The sequence below is a fragment of the Pleomorphochaeta caudata genome (genome assembly GCF_055395745.1).
This window is the reverse complement of sequence record NZ_AP042458.1, coordinates 2,753,619-2,778,339: the sequence shown is the minus strand read 5'-3', so window position 1 is coordinate 2,778,339 and position 24,721 is coordinate 2,753,619. Positions and strand designations below refer to the sequence as shown.

The following is a 24,721-nucleotide window of genomic DNA, read 5'->3' as shown; positions in this document are numbered from 1 at the left end:
TATGAAGTACGAATTAAGGAATTACTCAGATAAATTACTAGAGTATATTAAATTAAATTGTAAAAATGGGGAATTCCCAGCTAGAAGTTTTTATGGAGAATTGTTTTTTGCTTTAGCGTTAAGTATTAGAGATAAGAAAAAAAATCATGATTTAATAAATGAAATAACTAAGTTTTATAAAAATAAAGATAAAAGCAATGAAAATTTTCATTGGGAATTTAATAATTATGCTTTGATAAATTTGATAAAAGAAACAGAAAATAACGATTTAAAAGGGATTGTTTTTCCACTTATATTTAAAGGAACTAAATGTACCAATTGGACTATATTAAGAGGTTATTCAAGAATTTTAAGTAATAAAAACAGAATATATGGTATTTTTGAAATTGTATTAAAAATAATTTTTTTTCAAAAAGCTTCTGGATTAATATTAGATGAAAAAAATGTAAGTTCTTTTCAATATCATTGTTTTAGTATGTCTCTTATAGGTGAGGCTTATGAAAAAACAGGATTAAAAATTTTTAAAAAAAGTTTTCTAAAAGCAGTTGATTTTATAATTCAATTTATATTACCCAATGGGCAATTTAATTATGTAGGAAGAGGCCAAGGTCAGATTTTTGGTTTTGGTCCTTTAATTTATTCTCTTGAATTCGCTTATTTGTTAACAAAGGATAAACGATATAAAAATTTTGAACATTTAGCTTTTAATTACCTAAAAGCATTTCAAAATTTAGACGGTAGTACTCCATTAGTTTTGAATAATTTAGAGCATGGTTATCCGTTAAAGAATAGCATTAACGATGAAAACTTTTTAGGTTGGTATGCCTATAATAATTATTTTGATTATTTGCCATTTTTGCTATATTATTTATGTAAAACAGATCGTATTTATAAAGAGGTTAAAGTTGAGTCTAAAGTTGGTGATGTTATATCAAATAGAATAAATAATGTGAATCTGAAAGATTTTATAATATATAAAAATTTGAATTATTTTGCTGTTATTTCTAAACCTGGAGGATATTGGACTAATGATTTACCAATTCCTTATATTTATCATTTGAATGAATTACTTCCTTGTTATGGAGGAGAACAATTTGGTAGTAAACTGTATTCAAATAAATCAATTCCTTTACCTTGGGGCGTAGTCATTGATAGAAAATATACATTAAAGGAAAAAACTTTAATATTAATAAAAAAAATTTTAAAAAAGGAGTTTTCTAATGAATATGTTTTTAGAGATGAATTAGAATATAAAATTATCAAGAATACAATAAAAGGAGAATCAAATAATATTTATCATAATAGAAGCTTTATTTTTAAAGAAACTCGTATAGATATTAAAGATGAAATTTTATTCAAAAATAAAATTAAATTTGAAACTTTTTACCCAGTCAATTTATTTTTTTATAATTTAATTAAAATTAATAAAACTCAATTTCAAAGTGAGAAGGATGGAATTAAATTTTTAATAGAATTTGCTGAAGATTATGACTTATTTATTAACGAGAATAAATTTTTTTGTGCTTTTGGTTCTTTATATTCAATAGAAAGCTGTATTAAAAATATTTTATATAAACCTAATCATAAAATTATTATTTATTATTCTATTGTATTGTTGGAATCCTAAAACAATTATGTTAAAAAAAGATTTTAGTACTAAAATATTGCATTCAATAAAATACAGTATTGTTGAAAAAATATTTGATATTATTATTAGTTTATTATCTAGTATAATTGTGACACGTTATTTGGCAAGAGAAAGTTATGGAATAATATCGTATGCTGCTAGTTATATGATTATTTTTAATATAATAAATATTGCTCCAGAAAATTATCTTTTTAAAGAGTATAATAGATTAAAAAAAGATGTAAATAATTTAAATGAATGCATTAATAGTTTTTTAAAATTTAATATAATAAAAGGTTTTATTCTTTTCTTTTTGAATATTGTTGTAGGTTTAATAGTATGGGTAAAGACTGATAAATCTATATTTCTTATCGTGATGATTAGCAATGGATTAGTATATTTACTTAACCAATTAAGTGCAACTATAAGGGTAGTTTTTGAGGTTGATTTTAATCAGAAGGCTATAACAAAAATATTTCTTATTGCTAAAATGTTTCGTTTTATGATTTCCTTATTGTTAATAATATTTCCTTCAATATATATTGTTTTATTAAGAGATTTATTGTTTTGTTTTATTCAAAGTGTTTTATTTTATTTTTATTTTATTTCAAACTATAAGCAATTTAAAATAAAATATGATTTTAAATATTCTTTCGTTTATATAAAAAAAAGTTTGTTTGAATATTCTATTTGGACTCATTTTACAGGAGTGATAACAAATTTTATATATGGAATTGACCCCTTTATATTAGGTTTTTTTGTATCAATGATTGATATTGGTAATTATTCTATAGCTTTAAATAGTTCAAATTATTTTATTATTTTATTTCAAGTCCTTCAAAAAAATACAAGTATTGCATTGGCCAATATTACTGATGAGTCTGAAGAGAACGAAGTAACAACAAAATTTTTTATTGTATCTATTTTTTTTGCAATTATGCAATTTCTTGGATTTGTTTTTTTTGGAAAATACTATTTGTCTTTATTTGTAACCGATAGTATTGATATTATTTATTTATATTCATTTTATATTGTATTAGGAGTTACGATTGTAAATAGTATTAGGCCATTAAGTATTTATTTAATTTTAAAGTATGACGCAAAAAAGTATTTTTTATATAGTACTTTGCCTTCAGGTATTTTTACAATTATTTTGTATTTTTGTGCTGCTTATAATTTTGGGACTATAGGTATTGCTAAGGCAAATGTTTTAGCTTATATTTTTTGGCTTGTTACTCAAATAATTCTTTTAAAAAAATCTTCTTTTAAATTAACAAGAATTCAGAAAAGGAATATTATTTAAATATGAAATTAGTAAAAAAAGTTTTCAAAAAGTTGTATAGCAATTTATTTGGATTAAAATTAAAAGTTAAGGGAGCTCATGTTGTAATATCTAATAAAAGTATTTTGCTAGGAACAAATAAAATTGAATTATATGATGGTGTAGTAATTCATGATTTTGCAAAATTAAATGCTGAGAATAGTAAAGATAAAGGAATTATTATTGGTTCAAATACAATTATTCATGAATTTACATATATCAAAGCTTCTGATGGGTTAATAAAAATTGGAAATAATTCAACTTTAAATTCTTTTTGTTTGTTATATGGTGGAGAAAAGAATATAATTATAGGTAATGGTGTTAGAATAGCTACAGGTTGTTCAATGGTAGGTAATTCTCATGTGTTTTCAGATATTACAAAATATATTTTTACACAAGGAGTTACTTCAAAAGGAATTATTATAGAAGATGATGTTTGGTTAGGCAGTGGAGTTAGAGTATTGGATGGTGTCACTATTGGGAAAGGCTCTGTTATAGGAGCAAATTCAGTAGTAAATAAAAATATTCCTCCATATTCTGTAGCTGTTGGAGTTCCTGCTAGTGTAATTAAAAAACGAGGTTCAAAACAATAGTGGAAGTAATTTTGATTTATTTATTTAAAAAGAAGGAGATAAATTAAATAATGAAAATAATAATTTTAGCTGGAGGAAGTGGAACTAGATTGTGGCCATTAAGCAGGAATCAAATTCCAAAACAATTTTTAAAATTGTATAGCTATAATTTGACTTTATTTCAGAAGACATTTTATCGAAGTTTAAAACTAGTTGAAATAGATAATATTTATATTATTACAAGTAAAAAATATAAAAATTTAATTTTAAAGGATATAGAAGAATTAAAAGTCAACTTTAATATTGATAATATTTTGATTGAACCAGAGGCTAAAAATACTTTACCTGCGATTTATGCAGGTGTTTTTGAAATATCAAAAAAAAATAAAGATTCTGTAGTTGTTTTTCCTTCAGATCATATTATAGAAAATGAAAAAGAATTTATAGAAATAATAAAAAAATCTGAGAATTTAGTACAAAATTCAATTGTTACTTTTGGAATTAAATCAAATTCTCCAAATACAGGATATGGTTATATTTCACCTGGTAAAAAAGTTGGAACAGGTTATTATGTGGATAAATTTATTGAAAAACCTAGTTATGAAAAAGCAATTAAATATGTAAATTTAGGATATTTATGGAATGCTGGTATTTTTATGTTTGATTCTGATTTTTTTATTAATGAAGTAAAACTTTTTTCTCCTAATATTTATAGTGCTTTTAAATCAAGTCGTTCAATTGATGATGCATTTAGTTTAATAGAAGAAAAAATATCGATTGATTATGGTCTTATTGAAAAAAGTAAAAACATTGTCGTTGTTCCTGTTGATATTGGATGGAATGATTTAGGATGTTTTGATTCTTTTTACGAAGTATTTAATAAAGATAAAAATTCCAATATTATTCATGGTGAATCTATAGTAATCGATTCTTCTAATAATATTATACATACTGATAGTGGAAAATTAGTTTCCTTAATTGGTCTTAATGATCTAATAATTATTGATACAAAAGATGCTTTATTAATTTGCAAAAGAAATAATTCACAGCAAGTAAAAAAAATTGTAAAGGTATTAGAATCCCGAGATGATTATAGAATTAGATAATCTAATGATTATAATAGTAAGGTAGAATTATAAATGAAAATAGCTATAGTAGGTATTGGTTATGTTGGTTTATCGAATGCTGTTTTATTAGCACAAAATAATGAAGTAGTAGCATTAGATATTATTGAAGAAAAAGTTAAAATGATTAACAATAATAAATCTCCAATTATAGATGAAGAAATAGAAGCTTATTTATTAAAAAAAGATTTAAATTTATTTGCAACTACTGATAAAAATGTTGCATTTTATAATGCTGATTTTACTATTATTTCCACTCCTACTAATTATGACCCTAATTTGAATTATTTTGATACTAGTTCAGTAGAGAATTCAATAGAAAATGTTTTAAAAATTAATGAAAATTCAGTTATGATTATTAAATCAACAGTACCTGTTGGGTTTACTAAAAATATGAGAGAAAAATATAGTACTGAAAATATTATTTTTTCTCCAGAATTTTTAAGGGAAGGTAGAGCTTTATATGATAATCTCTATCCTTCAAGAATAGTTGTTGGAGAGAAATCAGAAAGAGCTAGAGTTTTTGCTTCTTTATTACAAGAAGGTGCTATAAAAAAAGATATTCCTACCTTATTTACAGATTCAACAGAAGCTGAAGCTATAAAATTATTTGCAAATACTTATTTGGCTTTAAGAGTTGCTTATTTTAATGAATTAGATTCATATGCTGAAATTAGAGGATTAGATTCTAAACAAATAATTGAAGGTGTTTCTTTAGATCCTAGAATTGGTACACATTATAATAATCCTTCATTTGGTTATGGAGGATATTGTTTACCGAAAGATACAAAACAATTATTAGCAAATTATAGTGATGTTCCTCAAAATATTATGAGTGCAATTGTTGATGCTAACAGAACAAGAAAAGATCATATTTCAGATATGATTTTAAAGAGAAATCCAAAAGTTGTTGGTATATATAGATTAACAATGAAAACTAATTCTGATAATTTCAGACATTCTGCAATTCAAGGTGTAATGAAAAGGATTAAAGCAAAAGGAATAGAAGTTGTAGTATATGAACCCGCATTAAAAGAAGTTGATTTTTTTAATTCAAAAGTAATCAAAAATCTTGATGAATTTAAAAATATTAGTGATATTATTGTTGTAAATAGAATTACTGATGAAATAAAAGATGTTAAAGAAAAAATTTATACAAGAGATTTATTTAGTAGAGATTAATTTTTTTAATTAAATTTTGAGGCTAACTGGGGGAAAATACACAGTTTATACTCAGGGAGCAAGAACCTAGTATTAGTCAAGTCTTACAAGTCTAGTGTTGAGGTGAGTTTGGAGTGATATATTATGGGATGTAGTGCTAATGGGAAATAATGATAGTGATTATAGTGAAAGAATAGTTGCTTTTATTGATATTCTTGGATTTAAAAATCATGTTTATGATTCGATAAATACTGACTATTCAACAAATATAGAGAATTTTAATAAAATTCAATCTGCACTTGATTTGATAATTGATATTGCAGATAACGAGAGTCCAATGAATAAGAATAGGGAGGTAATTCAGTTCTCAGATTCAATAATTATTTCTTTTCTCATTAATGAGAAAAGTGAAGTATTCTATACCTTAATTGGATTGTTATACCTAATTATTGAATTACTTCAATATGGATACTTAATTCGTGGAGGTATTTCTTTAGGTAAGTGTTTCCATAGCGACACTAGAGTTTTTGGACCCGCTGTAATTCAAGCGGTTGAACTTGAAAAGAAAGCAACGTATCCTCGAATTATCATTGATAAAAAAGTCCTTCAAAAAGGTTGTGAGAATCATGTAACTCATCATAGTTCAGAAGATGAATCTAAATATTTGAAACATTTTGTTAAAGAAGATGATGATGGGGAATTTTATTTAAACTATTTTTCCTCTGCTCTTAGTGAGTTTGATGATGAGTTTCAGCAGTTATCATATATTGAGAGTCTTGAAAGTCTTATTCAGAGTAACTTGATTAAATATAAAGATAATACACGAGTATTAGATAAATATGAATGGATGAAACAGAAATACAATAATATGATCAATCATATGAAAAGTAAGGAGAATATTAATCGTATTAGAGAGTTTAAGTCCGAAATTGCAGATTGGTTAGAGTCAAGGTCATTAATAACTTGATTTTTGATATTAATCGTTACAAACTATTACAATGGAAATAGACCGAACTCTATGTGTTAATTGTTTTTAATTTCGATAATTTGTGATTGGTATGTTTATACTGTTGTTTTTTTTTATTTGTTTATGTATTTTAGGGAGGTGTAGAGTTTTTTTGAAGTTTCTGGATTTATATTGTATTCTTCTTGTCTTTATTTGTTATGTATTGGATTTTAGTTTTGTTTTACTATTCTAGAAAAAAACAAAGTAATAATAAAATATATTTTATTTAGAATGTTTTTAATCGGAAATAAAATTTCAAAACCTCAAGAAATAGTAACTAATTTACCTGAAAATAATCTCGTTATTGCTATACCTATATGAATAGTAGATGAAAAACTTAGATTATCTTTATTTATTGGATTCGGTAGTTAAATTGAAAAATATAGAAAATTATTTAATATTTCTAAAAAATATTTTGATTTATTTGATTTTTATAAAGATGATGATATTCTATAAGCGTTAAGACACTTAAACAAAGTGAATCAGTAATTAATAAATTAAAAGAAGATGAAGATAAAGAAGTAATAGTTGATTTGTCTAATAAAGAATGCACTAAATGATTTAGTAATTTACTACTGTTAAATATTAATAGTCAAACTCAATATATTAAATTATTAGAAAAATCATTAGAATTTATTAGAAATTATTAGAGAACAAATGCTAAAGTTTTATTGCCTAAATTGTGAAATAGAATCAAATAAAATAAATGGGGAAAATACAAAAACAATAATTTGTTTTCTAACTTCTAAAGATAGATTTATTTCTGGAGGTCTTACTAGTAATAATTTAATAACAACTTCAATTATTGATAAATATTTTCTACGGATTATCTCCTTACAACTTGTCATCTGGTTTTAGACTTTTTGGTATAGATGTTAGTGAGCAGAATCTATCTAATTAGTTTATTAAAGCTACTAATGAACTTTCTCCAAAATAGCAGATGAGATATTAAAAAATATTTTAAGTATTACAGCTATCAAAGATAATGAAACCTCATACATGGTATTTGATGAAGCGGAAAGAAAAGATATAAATTTGTTAAAACAAAACCAGAAAAAATAGGTAAAAATATATTGTCTAGAGATTTTACAGTTTCAAAACCTAATGAAAAATGGCTTGCAGTTGTAACTTAAGATACCAACTCAAACTAAAAAACTTTATCTTATTTCTATATTAGATCTTTATGATAATAGTATTATTACATATCACTATTCCTTTACAAATAATAATTATTTAGTCTTTAAAATGTTTTATAAAGCTATAAGAAAATACACAAATGCTACTTCAATTTTTTATAGTGATAAAGGCTTTCAATACACTACAAAAGTATTCAAAAATAAATTAGATGAATCTAATATGATTCAAAGTATGTTTCGTATTGGTAAATGTATTGATAATGGTCCAATTGAAAGCTTCTTTGGAATTCTTAAGTCAGAAATGTTTTATTTGAAAAAAATGCAAAGATTTTGAAACATTAAAAAAAGATATAGATAAATACATTCATTTTTATATTAATAATAATAGACTTCAGAAAAAATTAAAAACTCGGCTCCGTTAGAATATCGAAACTGAGTATTAATCTTATAGTTTTTAAAAAATACAGTTTCTACTTGACATGTACCTATTTATTGTGTGGGCTATTATATAAAATTAATTATAAATTAAAGCACTTTTAATTGAAGTAATTATCAATTAATAAGTGCTTTATTGTTTTAATTTAAAATCTTATTTTATTATGAATTCTGTACTTCCATTATCTTCATACCATTGTGGGAAATTTGTTCCCCAAATATTATTGAAAATATTGAAGTGGAATTTACCATTTTTTTTAGGTGACTTATTATTAAAATCTAGTAACTTTTTTTTACTTAAAGAAACTAGAGGTGTAGTTAAGTTTTTTATTGTTAAATTTTTACTTTTGATTTCTTCTATCCCATGTATAGTTTTGGCTCCATTATAAACAACTTCACATGGATCAATATATGAGTCGAATTTTTTAATTTTATATTCTTTCTCTTCTGTAAAGAAAGAAAACCACATTGCTTCTGGTAATCTAGAAGCTTCTTTGTTTTCCCAAGAACATTTTATATAAATTGAATTGCTTTCAATTAATTTATATAAAAATATTTTGATCGTAGTAGGACAACTTTTTGGAGTTTCTTTCTCCATTTCAAATATAAAGATATTCTTATCTTTTTCTTTTTTCATTGAAGTCATTTTTGGATAATAGTTCTTATGAATTGGTATAGGTTTTGCAAATTCCATTCCTGGTTTTCCAAAATCAGAACAGCACCAAATCCAAGATTCTTTAAAATTTCTATTATATGTATTATTGAATAAATTATAGTCTTCAGTACTAAAAGTTTGATACGAGAATTGACATTTTAGATAGCCTAAATCAATTCTTCCTTTTTTATCAACACTAATTTTATCAATACTTACATGTTCTTGATAATCTTCATTTTCCCATCCATCTCTTAATTCTACTGGTAAACTATTAATTGCTTTTGTTAGATATTCTCTCTGTTCTTTATGAGATGATTCAAAGAAAGAGTAGGTAAGATTATCTCTATTTTTTGAATTATTTTTAAAAACTTTAGCAAATTCAATTTTTGTAAAATTTTCTACAGGTTGATATTTTGGAGGAATATTATCTAGAGAAATATCATTTTTTTCTCTAGCTTTTTTAAATTCTTCAATACTCCAATTAGAATAATCCGGAAGATATTTTTTAGTGTCTAATCCCCATGTATGTTCCGGTATCATTAATAGTGAAGAATAGAAATTATTATAAGTCTCACTATATTCTATAAGTTTCTTTTCTTTGATTAATTTTTCACCATAAGCTAATAGTTTTTTATATGTATAAACTTTTTTAGGATCTGTTGCGATTCCATGTATCCAAGTATCACCAATTTCATCTTTTATAATAGGAAATTGGTTAGCATAAGGTAAAATCGCCCTAGCATAATTATCTAAATTTGAAGGGATAATTTTATAGTCTGGATATTTTTCTTTTATTCTATTATATGTTTCAATAACTTGTTTTGCTGATGGAGGTTCACAATTGTCAGCATTATTTTCAATTATTAATAAATCATCCACTCCAGGAATTTGATATTCAGCTCCGTAATTAGCACTATATTGAACAATAATTGAAGAACCATCTTCTGCTACCCAATTGAAAATGGGTGGAACATCTGGGACTGCGCTTCCTGTATTAACTCCAATATGTAAGAATTTAATTCCACTAGCTGCTAAAAGAGGTACTATAGCTATTGTATGACCTGGAACATCAGTCATTTTTGCAGAAATTGTTTCTTTATTAAATTTCTTATCCATGTTCTTATATAATGATAATCCATAATTAAATAATCTTGTATTCATTAACTCTGTATGAGTTGTAAAAGGTAATCCGTGATAACCAATATATCCTTGTTTAATTAAAGAGCCTAATTCTTCTTGTTTTTCTTTTGATGAAACTTTTAAATAGTGATCAATTAACCAAGATCCAGTAATCCAAGATAATTTTTCTTCTCTATTTTCTAATTCTTTAATAGTTTCTATTGCTTTGGGAATATAATGATTTGTGTATTCTGAAATTATATTTTCAGAAAGATCTGTAAATCCTATATCTAAGTGAGTTTTGAATACTAAGTGGATTGTTTTACTCATACTTTATATTTCTCCTTATTGTTAAAAAAACTCTTGTTTTTTTTCTTTTTCTTTTAGATAATTAATTTTATGATAAATAATTTATACAATGCTTCTCGGTGCTTATCTGATATTCGAATTAATACAAATTACAATGGACTTGATATTGATGTTCAATGGTTTCGTGTTATGACGAAAATTGAAGATTGGTATATATCAAGGCATGCACATTCTAGTTTCGAATTTCATATAATTGCTAAAGGGGAGTGTTTGGTTGAAACTGATTTTTCATCTTTTATAGTAAAAGAGGGACAATTCTTTATAACTCCTCCTGGGTTCTTTCATGCTCAAAAATCTGTTAATAATGATGAGTTAATTGAGTATAGTTTAGATTGTAAATTTAAATTCTCTAACGAAGATGATAATCAATTAGTTGAAATGCTTGAGTTGTTCCATAAAGAAGTTGCAACCCCTTTTAAAGATGATACTGGTGTAATTCATCTTTTTGAAAAAGCTTTAGAAGAAGCATATGAGCAACAATTTGGTTATAGATTAGTAGTTCAATCTTTAGTCCCTAGAATTATTATTGCTATGGCAAGAGCAGCTGGGTATAAAAATTCCTTAAATCCAAAATCAGTTATTCATCCTAAAAATAGAATGAGTGTAATTAATGATTTTGTTTCAGATAATATACTAAGTAATATTGCTCCCAAAGATATAGCAAAATTCATGAATTTAAGTGAAAAACAAATCTCTAGAATCATTTTTGCTTCTGAAGGATTTTCAACTAAACGTTTTATTATTCAAGAAAAAATTAAATATTCTATGAATTTAATTCTTGAAGATAAATTATCTTTGTCAGATATTTCAGATTTACTAAAGTTTACAAATGCCTCCCATTTTTCCAAAGTTTTCAAACAATATACAGGTATATCACCTAGTGAGTATCGTTTAAAACATTTAAATAATGTCTAAAATTTAATATATTTTTTCTCTAAATGCAAGTGTCTATTTTCTATAATCTTGTAAAATATCTTTTATAAAATCCTTAAAAATAATATAATTCTTTACTATATAAGCTTTTATATGTTTATAAATGTTTTTATTTTGTTAAGAAATAATTAATATTTGTAAAAAATAAAAAAAATGCTTGTCTATTTTTTACAAGCGTGCCTATAATAACATATATCCAAGAGATAGTGTTTTATTATATGGAGTGCTTATGCAGAATAAAAAGCTAGCAAAGCAAATCAAAAAATATAAATCCGCATATTTTTTATTTAGCTTTGTTGCAATATATTTTATTATTTTTTCTTATTTACCCTTGATAAAGGGTTTGATTTTAAGTTTTCAAGCTAACAATTTAATTGGGGACAGGCCTTTTGTATTTTTAGATAATTATAAATTTGTATTAAAAGATCCTAATTTTATTAATGCTTTACGAAATTCTTTAATTATTGGAATATTAGATTGTATTTTATACTTTGTTATTTCTTTATTTATAGCCTTGGTATTAAATGAAATTTCTTACAAAAAGATTAAAAATACTATTCAGACTATTATATACATCCCATATTTATTTTCTTGGGCAGTTATTGGTGGTATATGGTCTTTAATATTTGATTTAGATGGCGTGATAAATCATGTTATTACATTTTTTAATCATTCCCCAATATTCTTTTTGGCTGAACCAAGTTTTGCAAGGCCATTAATTATAGGAATGGGTATTTGGAGATCTGTAGGTTATTTTTGCTTATTGTTTACAATCTCTATTATGGATATTGATAAACAGCTTTTTGATGCTGCAAAAATTGATAGTGCTAATAGATTCCAACAGATAAAATATATCATTATACCTTGTCTAATTCCTACAATGAAAACAATCCTTATTTTATTAACATTAGGTATATTAACTCACTTTGATGAGATTTTTGTAATGATTAATTCTGCTAATTTTACGAGTATTTCCACACTTCTATATTATGTATATGAAACTGGAATTATAAATTTTAAAGCTGGTATAGCTTCTTCTGGTTCTACATTAGTAATGCTTTGTACTGTTTTAATAACAATTGTTATAAGGAAGGTAAGTAAGTTCGATGAAGACTAGAATAAACAAAAAATTTAAGAATCATAAATTGGTTCATGATGATAGATTTCCCTTTATTGTAAGATTATTATTAGCCATTTTTTTAATATTATTGATTGCAATTATGGCTATTCCAATGATAAATGTTATTGCTGTTTCCTTATCGACAAGAGCAAATGCAGATAGCCCAGGTTTAGTACTATTCCCAAATCCTGCAACTTTTGATGGATATACTTTTATATGGAACAACTTTAATTTAAAACATCCTTTTAATAATACTCTTTATATATCAGTGGTAGGAACTTTGTTACATGTATTTATGGCATCTTTAGCTGGATATATTATTTCAAAAAGAGATATTCCTTTTAGAAATCATTTAACAACCTTCATTATGTTAACAATGGCGATTCCAACTGAACTTTCTATGATTGGTTTGTATTCAGTAAATAAGCAACTAGGTCTTATTAATACTTATGCTGCATTAATTGTTAATGGAATGATTACAGGCTTTAGTGTATTTATTATGAGAAATTATTTTTTAAGCATTCCTGCTTCATTAGAAGAATCAGCTAAATTGGATGGAGCCTCAGAATTTAGAGTCTTTATGTCAATTTATATGAGATTGTCAACTTCTGCTGTTTTGACAATAGGAACTTTAGAATTTATTAGAAGATGGAATAATATTTCTATCGTAGTAACTTTGATATCAGATATGGATAAATGGACATTACCGGTAGTCCTAAAAATGCTGTTATTTGATTCAAATTCGACTTCGGGGAATATATTTATATTCGCGAATGCAAAAATGGCTGCTGTAGTTATTACTGCATTGCCATTAATATTGCTGTATTTTGTTTCGCAAAATGCTTTTGTGAGTGGGGCAAAGACGGGAGCAATAAAAGGTTAATAATTTTATTTATTTAATTTATTTAGAAGGAGATAAAACAAAATGAAAAAACTAATTTATTTAACATTAATTATAAGCATTATTTTTTCTACACAGATTTTTGCTCAAGGGCAAAAAGAATCTGATCAAAATGTAAAAATTAGAGTATTAACAAATGTAACAGGTGGTAAGGATAGTCAAGAAAATGAGCTGTTCACTCAAGAATTAGAAAAAGCTACAGGCTTGAGTATTGATTTCGAAAAGGTTCCTGCAAACTATGATCAAGTTCTTATGCAAAAACTTGGAGCAGGAGAAAAATATGATTTAATTTATTTAAATCAAAGTCAAATGTATTCTTTAGCTTCTCAAAAGGCAATTATGGATATTACATCTTTTATTAATAATTCAGATGTTTATTCACAATATGTTGATAAAAACGAGCTTGAAAAAATTGCTTTTGATGGCAAATATTATGCTGGATTTAATAAATTAGAAATAAATCCACTTCCTAATGTTAATAAAGCTATTACTGATGAAGTTGGTATTGATATTTCTAGTTTAAAAACTTTAGCTGATTATAAAGCAATGTTGGTAAAGGTTAAAGATTATATGGAAAATACAAAAAATGTTAAACCATATTATCCTATGTTTGCTTATATGACAGATATTTGGGATTTACAACCTTGGTTCTCATCAGTTGGAGCTAGAAGAGGTGTAACATTTGACTCTAATGGTAAAAAATATGCTCCATATTTAAATGATTCATCTAAGAAAGTTTGGATTTGGTTAAAAGATTTATATCAAGAAGGTTTATTAGATCCTGCATCATTTACTGGAAAAACTAGTGATATGAGAAATAAGATGTGGCAATCACAAGATATAGTATTAGATTCTGATTGGCTTGCTTGGACTGGTTTATATAATAACAATGCTAAACAAGCTGGAACATATCCTGATAAGGTCAATGTTGTAGCATTACCAGGTACTATTAGTCCTGATGGTACTTATTTACTAGAACAAGGAAACGCATCTCTTTGGGCAATTCCTTCAAACAGTGAAAATCCTGAAGCTGCATTTAAATTAATTGAATTCTTTGCAACTCCTGAAGGTGGTTTATTATTATCTGCAGGTATCGAAGGTCATGATTATAATATTGAAAACGGTAAAATTGTTTATACAGATATTGGACTTTCTCATGCAAAAGACCATGGTGCACCATTCCCAATTTGTAAAAGCTTTGATTTTGCTCAATTAGGTGAAATGAATCCTGGCGTTGAAGATGCTTTAGCATTAATTAACAGAGCAGATGTAAAAGTTGCTCCTATGTTAAATGCAAATGGTACTCTTGATACAAGTACTTATTATAAAGTTGTTTCTAAGTGGATGACAGACTTTATGTTTGGTAAAATTGATATAGATACTGCTGTAAATAGTGCAAAAAAAGAATTAATTGATAATGGAATTATTGATTACTAAAAGGGAATAATTTTTAAAAAGATATTGTAGAGAGGTATTCTCTTTACAATATCTTTCTATAATTAGAATGATATGAAAAAAATAATTATAAATAAAAAGTACACAAAGGATAGTCAAAAAGAATATTTAAAAGTTCCTTTTATGATTGAAGAAGAATTTGATCATTTAATATTTGAATATAGTTATAAAAGATTTGATTCAGCTAATAATGAAATTAATATTGTGGATATTGGTCTTTTCGATAATGAAAATAATTTTAGAGGATGGTCTGGTTCTAATAAAACTAAAATATATATAAGTGAAACTTTTTCAACTCCAGGATATCAAAAAGTTGTTTTAACTCCTGGTCAATGGTATATAGCTCTTGGTCTATATAAAATCAAAGATGTCGTGGATGTTGAAATTAAAATAGAACTGTATCCAAAGAAATATGCTTGGTTATCTAGTGATTTACATATGCATACTGTAAATAGTGATGGTGAATATAAAACAAAAGAAATAATTGGATTTTGTAAAAAATTAGGTTTAGATTGTATTGCTTTAACTGATCATAATAATACTGAACAAGATAAAGAAAGTCTTAGTGATAATGAATTATCAATCATACATGGCATGGAATATACTAATTATAAAGGTCATGCTAATTTCTTTTTTACTGGAGATAAAACAGATTTTATTCTTAATCCTTTAACAAATTCTTTTGAAGAAATGAAAGAGCTTTTTGTTGAAATGAAAGCACAAGGCTGTATTATTTCTTTAAACCATATTTTTGATACTTTTTGTCCTTGGGATTTTGGTTTTGAAGATTTTCCGTATGATGTGATTGAAATTTGGAATGGTTTTATGACAAAAGATAATATGAAAGCCCTCAAATGGTGGCAGTCTTATATTTCAAAGGGTAATAAACTTCCTATAATTGGAGGCTCTGATACTCATAAAATGCTTCCATTTAGAACTTATGCTAGTCCTACAACATTTATTTATTCAAACTCTAAATCTCCTGATAATTTATTAAAAGCAATAAAAAATGGTAATTGCACACTATCTTATTATTTGGATGGTCCTCAAATTGATTTTATGATTGATAATGCTTTTGTCGGTCAAACTATAAAATATAAAGAAAATTTAAATGGTACACTTTTAGTTAAAAACATCAAGAAAAACCAAGAAGTAATACTAATCTCTAATCAAGGTGAGGAGAGAAGATGGATAGCGAAAGACAATGAAAAATTTAATGAGGTTTTTCCTATTGAAAAAAGATTATTTTATCGCATTGAAATTTATCAAATGATTGAAGGTGTTTCAATTTTAGCAGCTATTTCTAATCCAATTTATTTATATTAGTTATTTATAATCGAATTTATTTAATAATATTTGAGTTTTAAATAAAAATGTTTTAATATCAGCATAAAAGTTTTATGATTTATGCTTGAATCTTTTATAGAGTGATTTTATTCTACTTATTGAGGAGAATGAAATATGAAGAAAAATATTTTAGTTTTAACAGGTATTATTGCATTGTTAATGAGTAGTTGTGTTAGTACAAATATCACACCTAGAGATTCTGTAACTGAACAAGCAATCTTAATTGATGCTGGAAATTTACAAATTCCTGCAATCTTAACACTTCCTGCAGGTAGCGAACCTTGTCCTGTAGTAATCATGGAACATGGAACTGGTAGCCAAAAGGATGAAGCAGGTGATGGTTATAAAATGCTAGCTCCAGCTTTAGCAGAAGCAGGTATTGCATCATTAAGATTTGACTTCCCTGGTAGTGGCGATAGTACAGCTAGTTATTTATTATATACTAATAAAGAAGCTGTAAGAGAAACTCAAATTGTTGCTGATTATCTAAGTGAAATGGATGAGATTGATGGTGCAAGAATTGGTTTATTAGGTTGGTCACAAGGTGGTACAGATGTATTATTAGCTGCAAGTGATAATGATACATATAAAAGTGTAGCTACTTGGGCTGGTGCTTTAATTATTGGTGATATGGCAACTCCAGAAATGAGAGATGAAGCTAATAAAACAGGCCAAACATTAATGACTTTTGAATGGAGAGATGCTTTACCTTTATCAAAAGAATGGATTGATCAAGCAGATAATATGGATGTATTAGCTTATGCTGCTAAGATTAAAGCTCCAATTGGTTCATTCCATGGAACAATTGATAATACAGTACCTTTCTCAGATAGTGAAAAAGTACAAGCTTTAAGTACTAATAAATTAAGTAAGTTAATCCCTATTGAAGGTGCAGATCATACTTATCTTATCTTTACTGGTGATTTAACAAAGTACAATGAACTAAAAGAAAAGACTGTTCAATGGTTTGTTGATACTCTATAAAATAATTATAGATTTAAATTTTAAGGGCTGCTTTTGCAGTCCTTTGTTATCTAGAGAAGAAGTGTTTTTGGTAATTTTATATTAATTCTTTATAATATTAATTTATCCAAATTTTATAGTCTAAATTACCTAAAATGCGCCTTAAGTTAATTAGTGCTATTAATTTTCCTACTGGTGTTAATTCAAGAACTCCAAGATTTAAATTCTTAAATTTTTCTGCTATATTAAACAAAGAAGGAGATTTTTCTTTTACAATTGATTCGATATCAGAAGTTTCTTTATTTTTAAAAGAAGTATTATATAGAGTTTTAATAGAGTTATATGGATTAACAGATCTAAATTGATTATAAACAACAACTCCTAAGGATGTTAAATAAGTGAAACTATTTTCAGCCTTTTCATCAATATTATTAGTAATTTTATAAACTAAATTATTAACAGCTTCTGTTTGTGCAAAATCATTTATATTTTCGATATACATGTATGAAATATATTGAATTAAAGTTAATAATTGAATTTGAATAGGGGTTAATCTTGGTATTATTTCTATTGCTTGTTCCGAAACTATTGTAAGCATTTCATTATTGTTTTTTCTAAGCCCTGATATTAATGCTTCTGATAACATATTTAAATTAATTTGATTTCCTTTCCTTCCAACAATTGTTATTGAATTGTTCAACAGATATTGTGTATTCGGGGTTATAAATTTATTTATATCAATATTATTTATCTGTCGTTTTAAATCAGATTCTAAAGTTTTGTAATATTCATCAATATTTTTCTTAGCTATATTTCCTGCTTCTTTAACTAATTGCGGGAAATTTTGTTCATAAAGATCCTCTACTATGGTTTTTATATCTTTATATGAAAGGCCAATATTAACATCACCTTGTATTTGAATAGCGTTAGAATTATTATTTGTCTTTTGTTGCATCTGTTTCTCCTCTTTTAATATTTAAATTTCCTCCAATTTGAATTCCATTAGAATTATTTTTAATTTTTTGTATATTTTTATTATTTGTGATTTTAGTAAATATTTTTATCAAAAGTCCTAATACTGATATCCCCAAACCACTAAAAATCCATTCTTTATTATTCGTGATCCAATCAATAATAGTTTTCATCATAAATTGCTCCAATTTTAAATTAATATTTTGAATTTAGGAAATTATAACATAAAAAATATTAATTTAGGAGATTTGTGGGCTTTTTATCAATACTAAAATAAAAAAAAGTAAGAAGCGGTATATGCCCTTCTTACTTATTCTTTTTTATATTTAGTTTTATTTTTAGTTTATCATTATTGATAATATAGTTTTATCAGTATTTTCCATACCCTTACTTGCAATAACTCCAACACCTGCGATTGTATCTTGAATATTATTTTTTACAATACCTTCACCAGGTTTAAATACAGTATTATGCATAGCTAAATTATAGCCCATAATTGCAGCATCAACAGCACTTGCTATTTTTATTGCACAGGATGGTTTTGCTCCATCACAAATAATGCCTGATACATTAGCTAGTACATTTGTTATAGTATTCTCAATTTGAGTTATATTACCACCAGCCATCCAGGTTATAGCAGCTCCTGCACCACAAGCAGCGTTTATTGCTCCACAGTAAGCAGATAAAGGACCAATTAGAGACTTTTGTTGTATTGCAACTAAATTGCTTAAAACTAAAGCTTTAATGGTTGTCTCTTCATTTTTCTTCCATTCTTTAGCAAATTCTATAACAGGTAAAGATACTGTCATTCCCTGATTCCCACTACCACTGTTAATCATAACAGGTAGGGTACATCCACTCATTCTAGCATCACTACCAGCTGCAGCTACTGCTTTAGCTCTAGTATTAATATCATTACCATAATAGAGTAATAAGTTTTTACCAATACAAGCACCCCAGTTGTTTTTTAATCCTTCTTGGCTAATGTTTGTATTACATTTTATTTCTTGTTCAATAATTGGTGCAATATCAGATAAATCTGCACTTTCTATAAAATCAACAATATCTTTAATATTTAATATAGATCTATCAGTTAAACTAGTAGAAGTATTATTATTATTGTTACTACAGATATCTAATAGGATTTTATCATTACTTGTAATCTTAACTATATTAGTATGTCTATCAACAATTTCAACACAAGCTTTATCTTCTTTTTTATAACATTCAATTATTATATGAAGAGGGTGAGTTGTTTCTAATAGTTTAACTTCAATAACATCTTTTTCTAAATAGGCAATAGCATTTTCAATATCAGCTTGAGTTACATTAGTTAGTACTTCAAGTTCTTTTTCTGCTATTCCTCCCATAATTCCAATGGCTATCGCAGCTTTAATACCTTTTAAGCCATTACAGTTTGGAACTACAACACCACTTACATTTTTAATAATATTTCCGCTGCAATAAGCAACAATTCTATCTGGTATACAAGATAGAACATCTCTACAAAAAGCTGAACAATAGGCTAGTGCTATAGGTTCTGTACAACCTAAGGCAGGAACTAGTTCCTCTTTCAGTATTGATTTATAGTTATTAATTATTGTGTCTGAGACCACATTAACTCCTTAAAAATTTTTACGAGTAAAAATATCGTTAAAAGCCATAATATCATCTTTAAGGTTTGCTCTAGCTAGTTCTAATTCTCCATTTTCTATTAACTTAATTAAATCTAAATGGGATGAGCCATCAGTGATTATGTGAGCATCCCAATTTTGATGGAAATATTGATAAGCATAGCGAGAACATTTATTTAAAGTGGCTTGTAACGAGTCAGTAATAGCCTTGTTTTTGGCAAAGCTACTTAATAGCACATGGAAGTTCATATTATGAAACCAGTGTTTTGATACTTCCTCATCTTTAGCTAATTGATGAGCAATTTCTACATGCTCTTTTAGTTTTTCAATATTCTCTTGGGAAATCTTATTCTTATATAAATCAAAAGCTCCAATTTCTAGAATAGCTCTAAGTTCTAAGGTTTCTTGTAATTCATTCATACTGATTTGTGTTAGTTGATAACCACAGCGAGGTATGCTAGTTAGCATATTCTCTGAGCATAATTGGGTTAGGGCTTCTCTTACAGGAGCTTTACTAACACCATATTTTGCCATTAGTGATTTTTCAGTTATGATTTCAGTTAATGAATATTCGCCTTTTAATATATTAGAATATTCTTGATCATGAATTTTTGTTTTAAGATTTTCCACTTTTATCTCCTTATCCTTTAACAGCACCAGACATTAAATCTCTAGATTGAAGACCTTGAAGTAATAAATAAGCGATAATAATTGGAATTATTACAATCGTAGTCCCTGCTAGTATAACTTGCCAAGGGGTTGATAATCCATCACTTACAGGTAATAAAGATATAGAAACCATTAAAGTAAATTTTTTAGTTTTTCTTAGGAATAACAATGGCCAAAAGAAATCATTCCATCTAGCAACTATGGTAAGCGATGCCCAAGATGCTAAAGCTGGTTTAATAACTGGCATTATTATTTTATTAAAAATCTTGAAATCTTTGCAACCATCTATCTTAGCTGCTTCTAATAATTCTGTAGGGACATCTATTATATATTGTCTCATATAGAATATACCAACAGCAGTTGCAATTTTTGGTATTACTAAAGACCAAAGACTATTAATTAACATGAACTTTCTCATGATTATAAACTGAGGAATAGCTCCAACTTCTGGTGGTATTAACATTGTTGCAATTACAAAATAAAATAGGAAATCTCTTCCTGGAAATTTATATTTTGCAAAAGCAAAACCTGCTAATGCACAAAAGTATACTGTAGTTAGAGTTCCTAAAACTGTTGTAAATAAACTGTTTAAGAAATGTTGAGCTATAGGTATCTGTTTAAATAATCTTGTATAGTTTGAAAGAGTAGGACTTTCAATTATAAGGGATTTAAATCCACTTATATTTTCATTTAATCCTTTCAAAGAAATTATGCACATCCAAACAATTGGGAATAAACATAGAAATACTATTAATAGTAGAAAGATATGCAATAATATAGTTTTACTTGATTCTTGAATTTTCATTTCTTTCTCCTAAATTTCACCTGAACGTTTTCTAATTGTGAATTGAATTATAGAAATTATAAGTAAGATCATAATTAATACACATCCAATAGCTGAAGCATATCCCATTTTGAAAATTGTAAAACCATTTTCATACATATATTGGAAAAGGGAAGTGTTACTAACACCAGGACCTTTTAAGATATATGGTTCATTAAAGATTTTCCAAGAATCTACTGTTAATGTAATAAAGCAGAAAAATAAAATGTTACTTAAGGAAGGCAGTGTTATGTAGAAGAATCTTCTTATAGCATTAGCTCCATCAACTCTTGCAGCATCATAAAAGTCTCTATTTATTGTTAGTAGTCCTGAGATTATAATCATGGTAAACCAAGGAGTATTTCTCCAAATATTTAATATAATAACTGGTACTTTACTCAGTTCTATACTTGTAAGCCAAGGTTTTGAACTTATTCCAAAAGAATTTAATATTTCATTAAGCAATCCAGCATTTTCATCAAATAACATTCTAAAGATTAAACCCATAGCAATAGCAGCACAAACATTTGGTAAAAATGTTACAGTTTTAAAAAATGGTGCATTTCTTAATCTTTCTGAATTTAGTATTAAAGCAAGTATCATTGCAAATACTAAAATAAATATTACACCTGTTATCCAATAGATTAGGGTATTTGTAAAAGCTTGTACAAAAAGATCATCACTTAAGAGCATTTTATAGTTTGTAAAACCAATATTCTCTGGTTTTCCAATTCCATTCCATTTTGTAAAACTTATAACTATTGTCCACAATAGTGGGATTAGTTGAAATACAAAAAACAAAATAAAAAAGGGTAGAATAAAAAGGTATGGATATTTATGTTCTTTTAAAATTCCAGCAATTTTTCTCATAGATATAAATCTCCTAATATTTAGCATACTTAGTTATTAGCTAAGTATGCATTAAATATATTTGTATAAACTTTTTGTTAGATTACAGCTGCTTTTCCAATTTTGTTCTTTAAGTTTGCATCAATCTTTTCAATAGTTTGGGCCATTGTTTGATTTCCTGCAACATAATTTTCTAATTCATTACTAATAATTGAATCTGCTTCTGCATCACTCTTTGTTACTACTAAGTTTTTGCTTGAATTTGCTAAACCTTGTCCTTCCATTTGTCTAAAGCTTTGACCGCCGTAGAATTCACTTGCTTCTTTCCAGAATGGATCTTCTAACATAGCTAAGTTAATTGGGTTTGCATATGGAGCGTTTTGTTCTACCATTGATTTAACCCATGTCTTTCTAGCTTCATTATCGAAGTGGAAATCATGCCATAGTTTTTCAACTAATCCTGCATATTCTCCTTCTGGTTTATCAATTACTGCAAAGTAAGATGATACTGGAGCACCTGCTGTTCCAACACTTTGGAAGATTGGAGCACTCATTACTCTCCATTCTCCTGAAGTTTCAGAAACATTTTTTCTAATAAATTCATCCCAGAAAGCACCGATATAGAAAGTTGCAACTTCATGATTTCTCATTGAGTCATATAATGCTGGTTTGAACATTGATGTCTTTAATAATAAACCTTTTTGGTTCATTTCATCTAATGTGTTAAGAGCTAATTTTGTACCTTCATCACTACCAAATACAATATTACCATTTGCATCCCAGATTTTAGCATTAGCTTGAGGCATTAGACCTCTTCTTCCCCAATATCTCCATGTATAGGAACCTGGATCGATGTATGATAAATAAACCTCTCCATTACTTCTTTCTTTTAATAATTCACCAGCTTTAATGTAGCCTTCCATTGTACTCATCATAGCAGGATCAACATTATATTTATCAAAGATAGCTTTGTTGTAGAATAAAACTTGTGGTCTAACTGATTCTGGTAAACCATAAAGTTTTGAACCTACTGTACCATCATTTTGACAACCATCAACTAAGTCTTTTAGTAAAGGTGTTAAGAAGTCTGTTTCATCTTTTATGATATTACCTTCAGCTAAATCAATTAAGTTAACTGGGTCGATATAAATTGCATCTGGTAAATCATCATAAGCACCGGATAGGTAAGTCATAGCAACTTTTTCTCTAGTGTCAGCAGCACCTTGAGTTTGTACAATTTCGATATCTACATTTGGAGCGATATCACGATTGTTTTCTAGCCAAACATCAAAGTATTGTTGTAAATACTGTGGTTGTCCATATCCATAGATAACTACAGTTCCATCTGGGTACACTTTGTTTCCATCAGCATTAACTTTTTGGTCCTCTGAAGCACCTGATGCAAAAGCTGAAGTGAGTGCAATTGATGCAATTAACAAAGCACATAAAATTTTCTTTTTCATATATTTTCCTCCTAAATACGAGCTGCTCTTACAGCACGATTTATACGATCATAAGAAATCTCAGTTGGGAGCGTACAATCAGCCCCAAAAATAAACTTCTGTTTCCCTTGTTTCTCGATAATGTTTTTTATTGCTATATCTAATTCCTCATCACTCCCATCTACTAATACACCACTTCTATTAGCAATTCCTCCCATTAAGGTAGTGTTTGGAAATAATTCTCTTCCTTGTTCTAGGGAGAAGTTTGTTTCATATACTCCCCAGTTAATAATATCTGCATCTGCTTCATAATCTCTGTAACGAGTCATTTCTAAGTTTTCTTTACAAGCATGAAGTAGAACTTTACCCTTATTTAATTTTGCAACTTGCATGATTTGTCTATCATTTGGAGCATAAATTTTGCTAAATTCTTCATCAGTAAAATAATGTTTTTCTGCTCCTAATGCTGCTAGATAGATACCATCAGCACCTGCGTTAATAACTTCTTCTGTTAAATAACACATAGCATCAGTGATTCTTTTACAAGCATCAGTATAAGGGGTAGGGTTTTCTCTATAGTGAGCTACTTGTAACTCTCTAACTGGAACATAACCATATCTTGATTCTATTGGATGAATACTTGATGCACATACACTGTGAATTGTTACTAATGAAAAAGTATCATTATCACATTTATCTAATATTCTCTTTACTAGTTCAACTTCATTTTTGATAAAACTTGATTTTCTAGTAAATGTTGGAATTATATTCCAATCACTTGGGCTCTTTATTTCTCCAAAGTCAGGTACGATATTTTCATTCATGATTTTCATAATATCAACATCAGTTTCTTTATAAAAATCTAGGTGTGCTTTTATACTTGCTTCTCCGCTAGCTATTTCGTGTGGGAAGTGTAAGGAAAAACTTACTGGTACATAATCTACTGGTGCGCCTTCTATAGCAGCTAGTACTCTTTCTTTTTTAGTCATTAATAAATCTCCTAATATGATTGCTAATCATATCAGAGATATTATCAGTTGACAAGGGTTATTTTTTACTTTTTTTCTATATTTATTATACTATATTTT

The 24,721-nt window shown here is 26.9% G+C and carries 24 protein-coding genes; 14 read left to right on the top strand and 10 right to left on the bottom strand.

The genetic code is table 11. The annotated features are described in order from the left end of the window. Position 1: 1 nt before the first annotated feature. From ACZ5RS_RS12770 to ACZ5RS_RS12745, 6 genes are all read left to right on the top strand, one after another. Entirely contained in the window at positions 2 to 1,627 is a 1,626-nt protein-coding gene (locus tag ACZ5RS_RS12770; RefSeq protein ID WP_464636054.1) for a hypothetical protein, read from the top strand. A 7-nt stretch (positions 1,628 to 1,634) separates the two neighbouring features. After that, positions 1,635 to 2,930 carry a lipopolysaccharide biosynthesis protein gene (locus ACZ5RS_RS12765; RefSeq protein WP_464636052.1) on the top strand — a complete coding sequence of 432 codons (1,296 nt, stop codon included), beginning with the start codon at positions 1,635 to 1,637 and terminating at the stop codon, positions 2,928 to 2,930. A 2-nt stretch (positions 2,931 to 2,932) separates the two neighbouring features. Then, positions 2,933 to 3,541 (top strand): acyltransferase, encoded by a 609-nt coding sequence (locus ACZ5RS_RS12760; RefSeq protein WP_464636050.1) that lies wholly within the window; start codon positions 2,933 to 2,935, stop codon positions 3,539 to 3,541. Positions 3,542 to 3,591: 50 nt separating this feature from the next. Then, positions 3,592 to 4,626, top strand: a complete 1,035-nt coding sequence (locus tag ACZ5RS_RS12755) for a mannose-1-phosphate guanylyltransferase (RefSeq protein ID WP_464636048.1) — start codon at positions 3,592 to 3,594, stop codon at positions 4,624 to 4,626. Positions 4,627 to 4,659: 33 nt separating this feature from the next. Continuing rightward, positions 4,660 to 5,826: a nucleotide sugar dehydrogenase gene (locus ACZ5RS_RS12750; protein WP_464636046.1), complete on the top strand. Its 1,167-nt coding sequence runs from the start codon at positions 4,660 to 4,662 to the stop codon at positions 5,824 to 5,826. Positions 5,827 to 5,965: 139 nt separating this feature from the next. Further along, positions 5,966 to 6,772 carry a hypothetical protein gene (locus ACZ5RS_RS12745; RefSeq protein WP_464636044.1) on the top strand — a complete coding sequence of 269 codons (807 nt, stop codon included), beginning with the start codon at positions 5,966 to 5,968 and terminating at the stop codon, positions 6,770 to 6,772. 707 nt (positions 6,773 to 7,479) lie between these two features. On the opposite strand, the gene ACZ5RS_RS12740 is transcribed toward ACZ5RS_RS12745, so the two are convergent. After that, positions 7,480 to 7,659, bottom strand: a complete 180-nt coding sequence (locus ACZ5RS_RS12740; protein WP_464636042.1) for a hypothetical protein — start codon at positions 7,657 to 7,659, stop codon at positions 7,480 to 7,482. A gap of 286 nt (positions 7,660 to 7,945) precedes the next feature. On the opposite strand from ACZ5RS_RS12740, the gene ACZ5RS_RS12735 reads away from it, so the two are divergent. Further along, positions 7,946 to 8,281 carry a transposase gene (locus ACZ5RS_RS12735; protein ID WP_464638961.1) on the top strand — a complete coding sequence of 112 codons (336 nt, stop codon included), beginning with the start codon at positions 7,946 to 7,948 and terminating at the stop codon, positions 8,279 to 8,281. Positions 8,282 to 8,297: 16 nt separating this feature from the next. Continuing rightward, positions 8,298 to 8,369 (top strand): hypothetical protein, encoded by a 72-nt coding sequence (locus tag ACZ5RS_RS12730; protein WP_464638959.1) that lies wholly within the window; start codon positions 8,298 to 8,300, stop codon positions 8,367 to 8,369. 167 nt (positions 8,370 to 8,536) lie between these two features. Here the strand turns inward: ACZ5RS_RS12730 and ACZ5RS_RS12725 are convergent, their stop codons facing one another. After that, positions 8,537 to 10,486: a DUF5054 domain-containing protein gene (locus ACZ5RS_RS12725; RefSeq protein WP_464636040.1), complete on the bottom strand. Its 1,950-nt coding sequence runs from the start codon at positions 10,484 to 10,486 to the stop codon at positions 8,537 to 8,539. A gap of 69 nt (positions 10,487 to 10,555) precedes the next feature. Here ACZ5RS_RS12725 and ACZ5RS_RS12720 point away from each other — a divergent pair, with 69 nt between their 5' ends. From ACZ5RS_RS12720 to ACZ5RS_RS12695, 6 genes are all read left to right on the top strand, one after another. Continuing rightward, on the top strand, positions 10,556 to 11,440 hold the full coding sequence (locus tag ACZ5RS_RS12720) for an AraC family transcriptional regulator (protein ID WP_464636038.1): 885 nt from the start codon (positions 10,556 to 10,558) through the stop codon (positions 11,438 to 11,440). Between the two features lie 247 nt (positions 11,441 to 11,687). Further along, positions 11,688 to 12,575, top strand: coding sequence for an ABC transporter permease subunit (locus ACZ5RS_RS12715; protein ID WP_464636036.1), 888 nt, complete (start codon positions 11,688 to 11,690; stop codon positions 12,573 to 12,575). Beyond that, positions 12,565 to 13,461: a carbohydrate ABC transporter permease gene (locus ACZ5RS_RS12710; protein ID WP_464636034.1), complete on the top strand. Its 897-nt coding sequence runs from the start codon at positions 12,565 to 12,567 to the stop codon at positions 13,459 to 13,461. Before ACZ5RS_RS12715 ends, ACZ5RS_RS12710 begins: the two co-directional genes overlap by 11 nt. A 42-nt stretch (positions 13,462 to 13,503) precedes the next feature. Then, positions 13,504 to 14,916 (top strand): extracellular solute-binding protein, encoded by a 1,413-nt coding sequence (locus ACZ5RS_RS12705; protein WP_464636032.1) that lies wholly within the window; start codon positions 13,504 to 13,506, stop codon positions 14,914 to 14,916. Between the two features lie 72 nt (positions 14,917 to 14,988). Further along, on the top strand, positions 14,989 to 16,260 hold the full coding sequence (locus ACZ5RS_RS12700) for a CehA/McbA family metallohydrolase (RefSeq protein WP_464636030.1): 1,272 nt from the start codon (positions 14,989 to 14,991) through the stop codon (positions 16,258 to 16,260). 135 nt (positions 16,261 to 16,395) lie between these two features. Next, a complete protein-coding gene (locus tag ACZ5RS_RS12695) occupies positions 16,396 to 17,265 on the top strand; it encodes an alpha/beta hydrolase family protein (protein WP_464636028.1) in 870 nt (289 codons plus the stop codon). 97 nt (positions 17,266 to 17,362) lie between these two features. Here the strand turns inward: ACZ5RS_RS12695 and ACZ5RS_RS12690 are convergent, their stop codons facing one another. From ACZ5RS_RS12690 to ACZ5RS_RS12655, 8 genes are all read right to left on the bottom strand, one after another. Further along, positions 17,363 to 18,199, bottom strand: a complete 837-nt coding sequence (locus ACZ5RS_RS12690) for an LPO_1073/Vpar_1526 family protein (protein WP_464636026.1) — start codon at positions 18,197 to 18,199, stop codon at positions 17,363 to 17,365. Further along, entirely contained in the window at positions 18,180 to 18,392 is a 213-nt protein-coding gene (locus ACZ5RS_RS12685; RefSeq protein ID WP_464636024.1) for a hypothetical protein, read from the bottom strand. Before ACZ5RS_RS12685 ends, ACZ5RS_RS12690 begins: the two co-directional genes overlap by 20 nt. A gap of 162 nt (positions 18,393 to 18,554) precedes the next feature. Then, positions 18,555 to 19,832 (bottom strand): L-cysteine desulfidase family protein, encoded by a 1,278-nt coding sequence (locus tag ACZ5RS_RS12680; RefSeq protein WP_464636022.1) that lies wholly within the window; start codon positions 19,830 to 19,832, stop codon positions 18,555 to 18,557. Between the two features lie 9 nt (positions 19,833 to 19,841). After that, the gene (locus ACZ5RS_RS12675) at positions 19,842 to 20,480 is read right to left on the bottom strand and encodes a GntR family transcriptional regulator (protein ID WP_464636020.1); all 639 of its coding nucleotides are present in this window, start codon (positions 20,478 to 20,480) and stop codon (positions 19,842 to 19,844) included. 10 nt (positions 20,481 to 20,490) lie between these two features. Next, complete coding sequence (locus ACZ5RS_RS12670) at positions 20,491 to 21,324, bottom strand: carbohydrate ABC transporter permease (protein WP_464636018.1); 834 nt, start codon at positions 21,322 to 21,324, stop codon at positions 20,491 to 20,493. 9 nt (positions 21,325 to 21,333) lie between these two features. Next, positions 21,334 to 22,212: a carbohydrate ABC transporter permease gene (locus tag ACZ5RS_RS12665; RefSeq protein WP_464636016.1), complete on the bottom strand. Its 879-nt coding sequence runs from the start codon at positions 22,210 to 22,212 to the stop codon at positions 21,334 to 21,336. A gap of 77 nt (positions 22,213 to 22,289) precedes the next feature. Further along, positions 22,290 to 23,654: an ABC transporter substrate-binding protein gene (locus tag ACZ5RS_RS12660; protein WP_464636014.1), complete on the bottom strand. Its 1,365-nt coding sequence runs from the start codon at positions 23,652 to 23,654 to the stop codon at positions 22,290 to 22,292. 11 nt (positions 23,655 to 23,665) lie between these two features. Then, positions 23,666 to 24,622: a uroporphyrinogen decarboxylase family protein gene (locus ACZ5RS_RS12655; protein ID WP_464636012.1), complete on the bottom strand. Its 957-nt coding sequence runs from the start codon at positions 24,620 to 24,622 to the stop codon at positions 23,666 to 23,668. Positions 24,623 to 24,721 lie beyond the last annotated feature (99 nt).